At 68.7% G+C, this 11,505-nt stretch carries 15 protein-coding genes; 4 read left to right on the top strand and 11 right to left on the bottom strand.

Annotated features, from left to right (window positions below; all coding sequences use genetic code 11):
* Nucleotides 1–340: 340 nt before the first annotated feature.
* The 8 genes from ACG00X_RS22925 to ACG00X_RS22890 form a co-directional block, all read right to left on the bottom strand.
* The gene (locus tag ACG00X_RS22925; protein ID WP_394491965.1) at nt 341–1,018 is read right to left on the bottom strand and encodes a hypothetical protein; all 678 of its coding nucleotides are present in this window, start codon (nt 1,016–1,018) and stop codon (nt 341–343) included.
* A 479-nt stretch (nt 1,019–1,497) separates the two neighbouring features.
* Entirely contained in the window at nt 1,498–2,100 is a 603-nt protein-coding gene (locus ACG00X_RS22920; RefSeq protein ID WP_394491963.1) for a DUF2238 domain-containing protein, read from the bottom strand.
* 127 nt (nt 2,101–2,227) lie between these two features.
* On the bottom strand, nt 2,228–3,124 hold the full coding sequence (locus tag ACG00X_RS22915) for a CPBP family intramembrane glutamic endopeptidase (RefSeq protein WP_394491961.1): 897 nt from the start codon (nt 3,122–3,124) through the stop codon (nt 2,228–2,230).
* A gap of 155 nt (nt 3,125–3,279) precedes the next feature.
* Nucleotides 3,280–3,702, bottom strand: a complete 423-nt coding sequence (locus ACG00X_RS22910; RefSeq protein WP_394491959.1) for a DUF4431 domain-containing protein — start codon at nt 3,700–3,702, stop codon at nt 3,280–3,282.
* Nucleotides 3,703–3,786: 84 nt separating this feature from the next.
* Nucleotides 3,787–4,008 (bottom strand): DUF7661 family protein, encoded by a 222-nt coding sequence (locus tag ACG00X_RS22905; RefSeq protein WP_394491956.1) that lies wholly within the window; start codon nt 4,006–4,008, stop codon nt 3,787–3,789.
* A gap of 4 nt (nt 4,009–4,012) precedes the next feature.
* Nucleotides 4,013–4,663 carry a glutathione S-transferase family protein gene (locus ACG00X_RS22900; RefSeq protein ID WP_394491954.1) on the bottom strand — a complete coding sequence of 217 codons (651 nt, stop codon included), beginning with the start codon at nt 4,661–4,663 and terminating at the stop codon, nt 4,013–4,015.
* Between the two features lie 13 nt (nt 4,664–4,676).
* Complete coding sequence (locus tag ACG00X_RS22895) at nt 4,677–5,057, bottom strand: c-type cytochrome (RefSeq protein ID WP_394491951.1); 381 nt, start codon at nt 5,055–5,057, stop codon at nt 4,677–4,679.
* Complete coding sequence (locus ACG00X_RS22890; protein ID WP_394491949.1) at nt 5,054–5,305, bottom strand: hypothetical protein; 252 nt, start codon at nt 5,303–5,305, stop codon at nt 5,054–5,056. Before ACG00X_RS22890 ends, ACG00X_RS22895 begins: the two co-directional genes overlap by 4 nt.
* 39 nt (nt 5,306–5,344) lie before the next feature.
* On the opposite strand from ACG00X_RS22890, the gene ACG00X_RS22885 reads away from it, so the two are divergent.
* Nucleotides 5,345–5,626: a DUF427 domain-containing protein gene (locus ACG00X_RS22885; RefSeq protein ID WP_394491947.1), complete on the top strand. Its 282-nt coding sequence runs from the start codon at nt 5,345–5,347 to the stop codon at nt 5,624–5,626.
* Here the strand turns inward: ACG00X_RS22885 and mltA are convergent.
* The 3 genes from mltA to apaG all read right to left on the bottom strand — a co-directional run bounded on the left by mltA (nt 5,616) and on the right by apaG (nt 9,352).
* Nucleotides 5,616–6,728 carry a murein transglycosylase A gene (gene mltA, locus ACG00X_RS22880; protein ID WP_394491945.1) on the bottom strand — a complete coding sequence of 371 codons (1,113 nt, stop codon included), beginning with the start codon at nt 6,726–6,728 and terminating at the stop codon, nt 5,616–5,618. The genes ACG00X_RS22885 and mltA overlap by 11 nt on opposite strands.
* A gap of 156 nt (nt 6,729–6,884) precedes the next feature.
* Entirely contained in the window at nt 6,885–8,855 is a 1,971-nt protein-coding gene (locus ACG00X_RS22875; protein ID WP_394491943.1) for a site-specific recombinase, read from the bottom strand.
* Between the two features lie 122 nt (nt 8,856–8,977).
* Nucleotides 8,978–9,352 (bottom strand): Co2+/Mg2+ efflux protein ApaG, encoded by a 375-nt coding sequence (gene apaG / locus ACG00X_RS22870; RefSeq protein WP_394491941.1) that lies wholly within the window; start codon nt 9,350–9,352, stop codon nt 8,978–8,980.
* Between the two features lie 29 nt (nt 9,353–9,381).
* Between apaG and ACG00X_RS22865 the strand changes: the two genes are divergently transcribed.
* The 3 genes from ACG00X_RS22865 to rpe are packed head-to-tail and all read left to right on the top strand — an operon-like array spanning nt 9,382 to nt 11,458.
* Nucleotides 9,382–10,146, top strand: coding sequence for a substrate-binding periplasmic protein (locus ACG00X_RS22865; RefSeq protein WP_394491939.1), 765 nt, complete (start codon nt 9,382–9,384; stop codon nt 10,144–10,146).
* Nucleotides 10,143–10,757: a DNA-3-methyladenine glycosylase I gene (locus ACG00X_RS22860; protein WP_394491937.1), complete on the top strand. Its 615-nt coding sequence runs from the start codon at nt 10,143–10,145 to the stop codon at nt 10,755–10,757. Before ACG00X_RS22865 ends, ACG00X_RS22860 begins: the two co-directional genes overlap by 4 nt.
* Nucleotides 10,758–10,768: 11 nt before the next feature.
* Entirely contained in the window at nt 10,769–11,458 is a 690-nt protein-coding gene (rpe, locus tag ACG00X_RS22855; protein WP_394491935.1) for a ribulose-phosphate 3-epimerase, read from the top strand.
* Nucleotides 11,459–11,505: the final 47 nt, after the last annotated feature.

The raw sequence follows: 11,505 nt of genomic DNA, 5'->3' as shown, positions 1-11,505 counted from the left end.
CACGGCCTCCTGCTTGAACTCCATCGTGTAGCGCGCCCTCGGCGCCGCCTTCGGCTTCGTCATTCCCACTCTCCTTGCTTGCATTGAATCACTCAGCAAGGGAGACGGTTTTCGGGGGCAAGGTCAGTAACACCAAACTGCGTCGGTGTTGAAGCCAACCGACCTGCAGCGACGTGACGAGGTCGGCCGTGGAAAGAAATGATGGCCGGCAAGTAGCCTTTCGCAGTTGCAGAGCAATCAAGCACCAGACTGTCGTCGCCCAGTCGAGAAACCTCCAATGGAATCCTCCATTCGGAGGGAGTCTCTGGGGAAGCAACTATTTGACAGCCATGCAAACCATTCAGGGCAGAAGGGTGTACGCGACCTGAACCTGTGCCGACAACCTGAGGCGCTTGCCTTTGGGTGTTTGCACTTCCGCATAGGCAGAAAGGATATCGCCAGCCAACCCAGCAGAGATCGATCCAGCAATTGCTCCAGACGGCGTAGCGCCCGCGACAACACTCCAAGCAATCGACGGACTAGACATCTGTCTAACCTCAAGCTGAGGCTGGCCACCCAAAGGCGGTGGCAGCGCTACCGGATACAAGAGAAGGCCCTCAGGCATGGTCAACGGAAAGCTAACCGTCTGCGTCTCACCAGCTCGGGCCGAGAACGAGATCGGCGCGTTGCCGTTAAGCACCAAACCTTGAAGAACCTCGATGTCATATGGAACAACGATCGGGCTCCCTCCAAACTGCGACGTACAGGCTGCGTCGTAGCAAACTAAAACTCTGAAGTTGCCGGTATACCTGCCCTTTCGGGGGCCAAAGGTCCTTGTTTCAACATAAAGGGTATTCCGGGTCTGCGTGATGGGTTGCACGATGGACGCCTGCTTCACAAAGCCGTGAGGATCCTCGACGACCACGTAGATTGTTTTTCCGGCGAGGCTCTGAACATCGCCCTGAAGGTCCGCTGTTACCTGAAACGAGGGCAAGGTCGTTGAGGTCGGATTGCCGTTCTCGTACGTCTCGTCAGTCAAGGTTGGTATCGATACATTTGTCAGGGTGACAGGCGAAGCCGTTGACGATGCCCCGCTCCCCCCACCACCACATGCGGAGAGAAGAAGCAGCACAAGGGGTGCAAGGCACTGGAGCAGTTGTCGCATCTGGAGAAGCTTTCGTAAGGTGACGGGTGATTGTCAGCATGAACACCAACCCGCCGATGAAGAGGCCACAGCGGAAGATGAAGCTGAACAGCGTTGATTACGCGAGGTCTGGCCGCCTCGGCACGACGGCGCGGCGACTATGCCAAGGAAACGCCGCCATGGAGTCACCACCTTGCCGGACGTGAAGATGCACGCAAGCCCACGCAATTAGTGGTTCTGAGAGGGCAGTCCTGTAGGTACGAGCTTGCGAACCCCAACGTCTCCGGTGCCGGCTTTGTTGATGTTCACCGCGCTCACCCGAGCCTAGCGCGCTGGGCTACTTCAGTTGTGTAGGCTAATGGGCTTCATTTACCCTACCGCGCTGATGCGACGCCCATACGCGCCAGCTGCCGATCATGCAGCCCCGACATGCACAGCAGCGCGGTGACCGCGCCGATCAGCGCGAAGAACATGTCGGACTGCGTGTCCCAGGGGTCGCCCTGGGTGCCGAGGAACTCGTCGGCGCCCTGCCCCATCGCCAGCGCCGCGCCCCACTCGATGAACTCGTAGGTCGCGCTGACGGCCAGCACCACGCAGGTGACCAGGAAGGCCAGCATGCGCCGCCCACACACGTGCTGCCCGCGGATGAGGATCTCGCGCACCGCCAGCGCCGGCACGAAGCCCTGCGCGAAGTGGCCGATCTTGTCGTAGGGGTTGCGGCTCAGGTGCAGCCAGTCCTGCAGCTGAAAGCCCAGTGGCACCCGCGCATAGCTGTAGGCCCCACCCAGCATCAACACCATCGCGTGGATGAAGATGCATGCGTACAACAGCGACGTCAGCGGGAATCGCCGGTAGGTGAGCGCCAGCAGCGGCAGCACGATCATGACCGGCACCACCTCCATCAACCAGGTGGCGCGGTCGAAGGGTGCCCAGCCGGAGAGGATCAGCAGCCCCACGGTCGCCAACGCTGCGAGCAAGAGCCAGGGGGTACGGGTCGATGTCGTCGAGAGTGCCTGCATGTTCCGGGGCAGCGGCCGCAGCCAGATGGTTGACCGTCCCGACTATGCCAGCCAGCGGCAGATGGGATGGGTGGCCGACTGCGCGTCACGACGAGGCCGCTGCGTCGAGGCGGCCCCGTCGATGCGCGAGCGTCAACAGCACCCCTGCCGCGGCCAGGCAGAGCACGACGGACACGACGGAGCCTTCGGCGCCAAACGCGCCTCCGGACAACCAGGCGGGACCACTCAGCGTGCCGCGAAGCCAGGCCTCCCCGGTGTGACCGGACACCGCAATCGAGAACACGGCACCCTGCACGAAGTTCCAGGCGAAGTGCAGCGCCGCGCACAACCAGAGGCGGCGGGTCAGCAGGTAGGCCGCGCCGAACAGCACGCCGAGCTCGACGCCCAGCAGCACCCCGATCAGCGGCGTTGCACCGGCGTTGCCCAGGTGCGCCAGCCCGAAGACCAGGCTCGACGCCACCAGCGCCCACACCACGCCCAGCAACCGCACCAGCAGCCGCAGCAGCACGAGCCGAAACAGCACTTCCTCGATCAACGCGCCTGCCGCCACCTTGGGCGCCATGCTCGCCAGCACGCTGCCGAACACATCCCGTGTGCCGACCGCCTCCACCGAATACGCACCCGCCACGAACAGGAGGGCCACGACACACGAGAACAGCAGCGAGCCCAACATCAGCCCTGCACCGATTTCGCCCGCCGCTCCCGAGGCCGACAACTCGCGCACCGGGCGGCGCTCCCAGCAACGAACGTAGGCGACATACGCCAGCATCAGGACCAGCGCCTTGAGCAGGTTGCGCAGATCGCGCAGGCCGGCGTCAGGCATCCACCGTTGAACCACGATGTTCGCGGCCACGAAGGGAAGGCCGATCAACACCACCGCCGCCAGCCAGCTGGCCGCATTCGATGCTCGAACACCTTGAACCCACCGCGTCAGGCCCGCTGGCTGAGGTGGCATCCGGTGGATCGTGTCGGGAATAGTCATGGGCAGCGCGGCGACGGGGTGAGGCGGTGGTTCGTGCAGACACTCTGCACGCCGCGCAGCCCGGCCGCGAGCGCCGGCCGACCAGGCGTCGAATCTCGAGGTTGAGCCGCGCAATGGCCGGGACGACCCGGGGGCGCCCGCCACCGGCGCAGCGCTCAGCGTGCGGCCTGGGCGATGTGCGTCACGCGCACCAGCAATGGCGTGTGGTGATGTGCGGTGAACGCATGGAACAGTTCGCCGCCAACCACCACGCGCCGCCCCGCCCAGGCGGTGAACCCGATGCCCGCGCCGCCAGGCGTCAGCGTCAGCTCCCGCTGCCCCACCTCGGCCACCTCGCCTGCCAACGCGCCAGCGTCGGCGCAGACCGGCTCGTCCAGCACCAGCACCGCCTGCCGCTCGCGACGGTCCGTGCCAGGGTTTTCGCCATACCCTGGCGGGCCGAAGAAGTCCCGCACCTCCAGCTTGCCGGCGAGGCCGGCCAAGGGTCTGCCGTAGGCCAGACACGCCGCCTGGGCGGGCGCTCCGGTCAGGGCTGCGCAGAGCAGCAAGGTGGCCAGCATCAGGCGGCGTCGCGGCATGTCGCCGTGAGCGCCGTCACGGTGCAACCCGTGATGAATTCGCGAACACATCAGCATGCTCGTCTCCCCGCGCGCCCCGGGCTGCTACCGCTGCACCCGGAAGATCCCGCCCTTCTTGTACGCCGCCTGTTCATGGAACAAGTCGAACAGGAACTGCTCCAGTTCATCGTCGGCGACGAACTCGGGGATGACGAAATGGGCCGGCAGGCGCTTGCCGTCGTTGCCCACGGCCAGCACCGACCAGCCGCCGCCGGTGCGCTCGATATCGAACAGCCCCCCGAAGATGTTGAAGCGTTCGGACATCATGCGATCAATCCTCCGAGAAGCGGTCTTTCCATAACCTCACCAGCCGTGGCTCATTGTCCACGCGGTGCACCGCCGCCGCCATGCGCGGCGCCACCTCGACAAAGCGCTCCCGCCATGGACCGAAACGCGAGACGACGGCCACGTACAGGTCCAGCACCGTCAGCTCGTCGCCCAGCAGGTAGCGGCCCGGCGACAGCTGCGCATCCATGGTGGCCCAGCAGAACGCGATGCGCTCGTGCACCGCGTCGACGACGCTGTCGCGCGAACTTGGCGGCGCGCCGATCCGGGTCACGTCGGGCTTGATCCAGTGCAGCGCATAGATGGCCGACGACACATAAAGCATCCAGCGCAGGAACTGCCGGCGCTTCGGGTCGGTAGGCGACGGCGCGAGGCCCGCCGCCGGGTCCAGGTCGGCGAGATAGATCAGGATGGCCGCGCTCTCGGTCATGACCTCGCCGTCGGGCAGCACCAGTGTCGGGATCTGGCGCATCGGGTTGCTCGTGGCGACACGGTCTCGCGCGGCCTCCTCGGCCCAGGTGGCGCCTTCGACGAGGTCGTAGGGCAGGCCCAGCAGCGTCAGCGCTGCCTCCACCGCCACCGACCCGGAAGCGGCCGCGCCGTACAACGTCAGTGGTACGTGGGAACGGGATGTCATGGGCCGCGGTCCTTCATCGTTGGGTCGTCGCCAGCCAGGCCAGCAGGTCGGCCGCGTCACGCTCGCCGAGGCCCGCGCCCCAGAAGCGCATCTTGGTGCCAGGCACCAGCGCGTTCGGGTCGCGCAGGTAGGCGGCCAGTGTCGTCGCGTTCCACACCAGACCGGAGGCCTTCAGCGCCGGTGAATAGGCATAGCCCGGCAAGCTACCGGCCTTGCGGCCGGCGAGCGCGTTGAGCTGCGGACCGAAGGCGTGGCGCGCCGCCGGGCCAGCCTGATGGCAGCTGGCGCAGGCGGCAAACACCTTGCGGCCCGCGGCGGGGTCGCCGTCGGCCACCGCGTGCTGCGGCAGCGCGCCGGCCAGCGCCAGCAGCACGCCGCCCACGCCGGCTCTCATGCGTCGGCGCCTCCCGGCGCCATCATCTCGATGAGCTCCTTGACGAAGGCCAGCGCGTCCTCGGGCAGCTCGAAGTGCATCTCGTTGTTCAGTTCGACCACCTCACCGCCCGGGCCCTTGTGCACGATGGACCAGCCGCCCGCGCCGCCGTCGATGGCGAGCACGCCGAACTGGCCCGGTTCAAGGTCACGCGCGCTGCCGCCGGTGAGGACGATGTCGCGGCCGAGGTGGGAGTGGTAGCGTTTCATATGGGTCTGTTGTTACCCCCATTCTCCCAAGGACACCTCATGAAAGCAGTCTGGAACGGCATCACGCTGGCCGAAAGCGACGACACCGTCGTCATCGAAGGCAACCACTACTTCCCCGCCGCGTCGCTGAACACGCAGTACACGACGTTCAGCAACCACGTGTCGCGCTGCCCGTGGAAGGGCGAGGCCAAGTACCTGAGCCTGCTGATCAACGGCGAGATGAACCCCGACGCCATCTGGTATTACCCCGACCCGCTGCCCGCCGCGGCCGAGATCAAGGGCCGCTATGCGTTCTGGAAGGGCGTGAAGGTCACGGAGTGACTCCGGCCGGCAGCAGCGCCCACAGCCGCAGCGGCTGCTTGGTGCGGCTGGCCTGCTGGGCGGCATCGTCGCCCCAGCCCCAGAAGAGGTCGGCGCGCACGGCGCCGGTGATGGCGCTGCCGGTGTCCTGCGCCAGCACGAGCCGGCGCAGCGGCGTGGTGGACAGCGGCTCCGTGCTGTCCAGCCACAACGGTGTGCCCAGCGAAATGAACGCCTTGTCGACGGCGACTGAACGCCCCGGCGTCAGCGGCACGCCCAGCGCGCCGCGCGGGCCCAGCGCGGTGTCGGGCAAGGCCTCCTCGCGAAAGTAGACAACGCGCGGATTGACGGCCATCGCGTCGCGCACGCGCGCCGGGTTGCGCCGGGCCCAGTCGCTGAGCGTGCGGGGCGTCGCGTCAGCCACCTCGCCACGGTCCAGCAGCGCGCGCGCGACGGACTGGAAGGGCTGGTCGTTGTGCCCCGCCCAGGCGACGCGGCTGATGCGCTCGGCGCCGTTGGCGTCGCGCATGACGAGCCGGCCCGAGCCCTGGATCTGCAGCTGCAGCAGGCCGAAAGCGTCGTCCACATAGGCCAGCTCCAGCGCCGCGAAGCGCGGGTTGGCCTCGATGTCGCGGCGCGGCAGGCGGCGCAGTGCGGGGTCGGCCGGCAGCGCATGCACGGGCCACTGGAACGCGCCCTGGCGCGTGCGGCTGGCGGCGAGCTGGGGCTCGAAGTAACCGGTCAACAGGCCGGTGGCCTCGCCGTTGTCGGCGGCCAGGCGCCACGGGCGCAGGTGGCGCATCAGCAGCGCCGCCGCCTCCATCGGGTCGGTGGGCGACATCAGCGCGGCGCGCGCGCAGAACTCGGCCCAGCCGCGCGGCGGGCGCTGGCAGCCGGCCAGCAGTGCCGGCCAGGCGGCCAACAGGTCGTCGCGCCCCCAGCCGGGCAGGTCCGGCCAGTCGGCGGCAACCCAGCGTGGGCCAGCCGGGCCCGGCGCGGGTGTCGACGCCGGGGACGAGCCCGTGGTCGACGTCACCGGTGCGGGCACCTGCGGCGGCAGCGACGAACAGGCCGCCAGGCTTCCTAGAATCGCCGCCAGCACGCCACGCGCCCAGCCGCCCATGATCCTCCTGCTCCTCGAAGCCCTCGGTGCCCTGCTGATCTTCGTCTTCATCATCTGGTGGACCATGTTCGCGGGCCGCGACAAGGGCGAGCGCCGCGAGAAATAACTCCACGCCGGCCGGCGGCAGCGCCCCAACGCGCCGCGCCGCTGGCGCATTCAGCGAGGCGGCACGAGAAAGCTCAACGGCTCGCGGCGCAGCCGGCTGCGGATGGCCGCGTAGACGCGGCGGCGGTCGGCCAGGCGGATGCCGCGCGAGCGCATCGCGACCTTGAAGGCGCACAGGAAGCTGACGCCCACGTTCAGCACGCCGATGCCGGCGATGCACAGCACGCACGACCAGAACGGCCAGGTGGCCATGACGCCATAACCCAGCGCACCGACGGCGGCCGCGAGCTGGCCGGTGGACAGCGTCACGTGCCGCACCTCCAGGCCCAGCCCGAAGAAGCTGCCCAGCGCCGGCACCAGCCCCAGCATCAGCCCCAGGCTGACATTGGCCGCCAGCCCCGAGATATTGGCCCGCCACCAGCGCGACCAGCGCTGCGCACGCGCCGGGCCCAGCGTGGCGACGATGCGCGGGTTCCAGGCGATGGCGCTGTCCAGCCGGTGGAACACGAACCAGTTCTCCACCCACCCGGCGATCAGGCTGGCCGCGAACAGCAGCGTGCCCGTGAAGGCGGCGAACAGCAGCGACGGGCCGGCCAGGCTCATGGAGTGCAGCACGTACTGCGCCTCCTTCACGCCCACCAGCGGCGCGCCGAAGGCCGCCCAGCACAGGCCCTGCACCGCCAGCACGATCGGCGCGACGAGCGCCAGGTTGCCCAGGATCCCGGCCACCTGCGAGCGCGTGAGGTGCGTGACCTCGTCGACGAAGCCCTCCACGCCGTCGTCCCGGCCGATGTGCTGCAGCTTCTGCGCCATGGCCGGCGCCGTCATGGCCGGCTGCTTGGTCGCCACCGTCCAGTGCAGCAGGTGGATGACGACGAAGCTGAGCGCGTAGTTCACGCCGGCCCAGAAGCCGCCCCAGAAGGCCGTGAAGCCCGCCAGCACGATGAGGAACTTCAGGAAGGTGGTGCCGGCGATGACCGCCCCGCCACCGGCCGCGCGCCAGAGCATGTCGCGGTACTCGGCGCGATTGCGGGTGATGTAGTGCTCGCCGGTCTCGGCGCTGCGCTCGGCCACCTTGCGGGCGAGCAGCGAGTAATGGCGCGCGAACAGCGTGCGCAGGCTGCGCCGCTCGTGCACCACTTGCACCAGCCCCGTCACCAGCCGCAGCAGCTCGCGCTGCGGATGCGCCGACACCAGGCAGGCCAGCAGCGCCTCGATGCGGTCCATGCGCGCGGTCAGCTGCTCGATGGAGAACATCAGGTCGACCGAGACGCCGTGCGCCTCCAGGTGCTCCGGCACCGTCAAGGCAGCCGCGCGGCAGCGGTCCAGCAGCGCGCGCAGGTAGTGCAGCGCCGGCGCCAGGCCTTCGGTGTCGTGCCGCTGCAGCAGGCGCTCCACGGCCTCCCACGCGGCCGGCAGCTGGTGGAACGGCTTGTCCTGCACGGCTTGCGCGTCCATGCGCGCGCGCAGCAGGCCCGCCAGCCCGGCAGCATGCACGCTGCTCACCAGGACCGTGATGGCGGCGCGGGCCTCGACGCGCCAGCCGTCATCAGGCGTGGCGCGGAACAGCAGGCCCAGCCGGCCCAGCAGCTCGTCGTCGATGGCGGCCATCCAGGCCTCGTCGCCGTCGCTGCCGAACAGCAGCTCGAAGAGGTCGGCGAGGTCGCGCGTGTCGGTGGTGGCGGGCAGCAGGCGGCGGCGCAAGCGGCCGAGGAACTCATGCCACAGCGCCATGCGCGGCGCAAAGCCGACCTCGGCGAACAGTGCAACGGCATCCACGTCGTTCCACACGCCGCCGATGACGTTCGCGAAGGCCCATGCATGCTCGGGATGCCGCTCCAGCACGTTGAGCAGGTGCTTGAGCCGCACCAGCGGGCGCGGCGTGCCGGCGGCGGTTTCCTCGCCCGGCGCCTGGCGCAGCCACTCCAGCAGCCGCACGAGCCAGAGGTTGCGCTCGGCCAGCGAGGCCTGCGGATCGGCCGCGTTCAGCAGCGCGGTCAGGTCCCAGTCGTTTTTCTTCAATTCAACGGTCCATCGCTAGCGCGGGCGGTCCACCCGCTCGGCCCGGGTGGCTCCCCCGGGGGCTGAACCCAGGCACTTGATGCCGATGCACGCAATTGCAAGGCCGGACCCGGCATGGCGGCTCAATGCAGGCTGGCGCTGTCGGCCAGCAGGAACTCGTCGACCTCGGCATGGAAGATGTCGCAGCCTTCGGTCACGCACAGGAAGCGCCCGCGCATCGTGCCCTGCGGCGTGCCGATCTGCGCCCATGAGCTGTACTGGAAGCTCTGCCCCGGCGCCAACACGGGTTGGTGGCCGACGACGGCGAGCCCGTCGACCACCTGCACCTCGCCACGTGCATCGGTGATTTCCCAATGCCGGCCGATGAGCTGCGACAGCACGTCGCCGGTGTTCTCGATGGTGATCGTGTAGCTGAAGGCGTACAGCCCTTGCTCGAGGTGGGTCTGCTCGGGCAGGGCTTGCACCGAGACGCTGCAGGTGAAGCGAGGATTGGCCATGGGGTGATTGTCGCTATGCTCGTCGCATGATGGTGCACAGACCCCAGGCGAGATACGGGCTCGGCGCGCTGGCGGTCTGGCTGGGCCTGGCCACTCCGGTGCTGGCACTGGACGTTCGCACCGTGCAGCAGGCCAGCGCCTCCGTCAAGTACGACGCCGGCGGCCCACCCGACAGGCCGGGGCTGTGCATGGAGATCCTGCGGGCGGTGGCCAAGGCCGCGCCCGGCCTGACGTTCACGGGGCTGGACGAACAGGTGCCGCTCAAGCGCGTGGAGCGGCTGCTGGCCGAGGGTCGCATCGACGCCTTCTTCTGCCTGTTGAAGTCGCCCGAACGCGAGAAGCACTGGCGCTATGCGCCGGTGCCGCTGTACGTCATCCGGCACGTCGTCGTGCAGCGTGCCGATGACGCGCGCCAGGTGCGCACGCTGCAGGACCTGGCCACCACCAGCCGCCGCAAGCCGGTGTTGATCATGCGCGGCACGGCACTGGCCCGCCCCCTCGTCGCGGCAGGCGTGGCCCTTGCCGAGGTAGGCAGCGAGCGCGAGGCGCTGGACATGCTGCGCATCGGGCGGGCTGACTTCGTCTACGGCCAGGACCTCCAGCTCCGTCGCCATGTGAACGACCCGCGGCAACACGGCGGCTTCCGCTTTGGTGGCACCATCTTTCAGGAAGAGCCGCAATACCTGGCCCTGCGCGCCGGCCTGCCCGCGTCGCTCGAAGAAAAACTCACCGACGCGCTGCGCCGCCTTGAACGCGACGGCACGCTGCGCCAGCTGATCGACAAATACCGATGAAACCCCTGTACCTGCCCCCCGACGGCCGGCCGCGCTGCGCCTGGTGCGCCGCCGCCCCCGGCGACGCTGCCTACCTGCGCTATCACGACGAGGAATGGGGCCGCCCCGTGGCCGACGAGTTCCGCCTGTTCGAGAAGCTGTGCCTGGAGGGCTTCCAGAGCGGGCTGTCATGGCGGACCATCCTGAACAAGCGCGAGGCCTTCCGCGCCGCCTTCGCCGGCTTCGACTACCACCGCGTCGCCCGCTTCACCGAGGCCGACGTGCTGCGGCTGCTGGCCGACCCGGGCATCGTCCGCCACCGCGGCAAGATCGAGGCGGCCATCCACAACGCGGGGCGCTGCGTGGAGCTGGTCGCCACCGAGGGCTCGCTGGCCGCCTATCTGTGGCGCTTCGAACCACCGAAGAACTCCGTGGCGCACAACCTGTCGCAATCGGCACCGTCCGAGGCGCTGTCCAAGGACCTGAAAAAGCGCGGCTGGAAGTTCGTCGGCCCGACGACCATGCACGCGCTGATGCAGGCCATGGGCCTCATCAACGACCACCAGCCCGGCTGCCACCACTGGCAGGAAGCGCAGCGGGCGCGGGACGCCTTCCAGAGGCCGGGAACCTAGAATCGCGGCCCATGGCCGCCCCTGACTACCGCATCGCCCCCAGCCTCCTGTCCGCCGATTTCGCCCGCCTGGGCGAGGAGGTGCGCCACGTGCTGGCCGCCGGCGCCGACTGGATCCATTTCGACGTGATGGACAACCATTACGTGCCCAACCTGACGTTCGGCCCCATGGTCTGCGAGGCGCTGCGCAAGCATGCCGCCAAGCCCGACGGCACGCCCGCCGTCATCGACGTGCACCTGATGGTGCAGCCGGTGGACAGCCTGGCCCAGGCCTTCTGCCGCGCGGGCGCCGACGTGGTGACCTTCCACCCCGAAGCCAGCGCCCATGTGGACCGCACGCTGCAGCTCATCAAGGGCGAAGGCAAGCAGGCGGGCCTGGTGTTCAACCCGGCCACGCCGCTGGACGTGCTGGAGTGGGTCATCGACAAGGTCGACGTGGTGCTGCTGATGAGCGTCAACCCCGGCTTCGGCGGCCAGAGCTTCATCCCGTCGGCGCTGCGCAAGCTCAAGCAGGCGCGCGAGATCATTGACCGCTCCGGCCGCGACATCCGCCTGGAGATCGACGGCGGCGTGAAGGTGGACAACATCCGCGAGATCGCCGCCGCGGGCGCCGACACCTTCGTCGCCGGCTCGGCCATCTTCGGCAAGCCCGATTACCGCGCCGTCATCGACGCGATGCGCGCCGAGCTGGCCGCGCTGTGAGCCGCTCGCCCAAGGGCCGGCTCGAGCGCGGCCCGGCGCTCCTCCCG

It is taken from the genome of Pelomonas nitida (assembly GCF_043555975.1).
GTDB lineage: Bacteria > Pseudomonadota > Gammaproteobacteria > Burkholderiales > Burkholderiaceae_C > Pelomonas > Pelomonas nitida.
The sequence above is the reverse complement of the archived record's forward strand: the minus strand, read 5'-3'. Positions and strand labels throughout refer to the sequence as shown.

Excerpts from the sequence above, each read along its gene's own strand:
- ACG00X_RS22905 (WP_394491956.1), bottom strand. The coding sequence starts at position 4,008 with ATGATGTCCGAACGCTTCAACATCTTCGGGGGGCTGTTCGATATCGAG.
- ACG00X_RS22900 (WP_394491954.1), bottom strand. The coding sequence starts at position 4,663 with ATGACATCCCGTTCCCACGTACCACTGACGTTGTACGGCGCGGCCGCT.
- apaG (WP_394491941.1), bottom strand. The coding sequence starts at position 9,352 with ATGGCCAATCCTCGCTTCACCTGCAGCGTCTCGGTGCAAGCCCTGCCC.
- ACG00X_RS22865 (WP_394491939.1), top strand. The coding sequence starts at position 9,382 with ATGGTGCACAGACCCCAGGCGAGATACGGGCTCGGCGCGCTGGCGGTC.
- ACG00X_RS22885 (WP_394491947.1), top strand. The coding sequence starts at position 5,345 with ATGAAAGCAGTCTGGAACGGCATCACGCTGGCCGAAAGCGACGACACC.
- ACG00X_RS22860 (WP_394491937.1), top strand. The coding sequence starts at position 10,143 with ATGAAACCCCTGTACCTGCCCCCCGACGGCCGGCCGCGCTGCGCCTGG.
- ACG00X_RS22890 (WP_394491949.1), bottom strand. The coding sequence starts at position 5,305 with ATGAAACGCTACCACTCCCACCTCGGCCGCGACATCGTCCTCACCGGC.
- rpe (WP_394491935.1), top strand. The coding sequence starts at position 10,769 with ATGGCCGCCCCTGACTACCGCATCGCCCCCAGCCTCCTGTCCGCCGAT.
- ACG00X_RS22910 (WP_394491959.1), bottom strand. The coding sequence starts at position 3,702 with ATGCCGCGACGCCGCCTGATGCTGGCCACCTTGCTGCTCTGCGCAGCC.
- ACG00X_RS22915 (WP_394491961.1), bottom strand. The coding sequence starts at position 3,124 with ATGACTATTCCCGACACGATCCACCGGATGCCACCTCAGCCAGCGGGC.
- ACG00X_RS22895 (WP_394491951.1), bottom strand. The coding sequence starts at position 5,057 with ATGAGAGCCGGCGTGGGCGGCGTGCTGCTGGCGCTGGCCGGCGCGCTG.
- mltA (WP_394491945.1), bottom strand. The coding sequence starts at position 6,728 with ATGGGCGGCTGGGCGCGTGGCGTGCTGGCGGCGATTCTAGGAAGCCTG.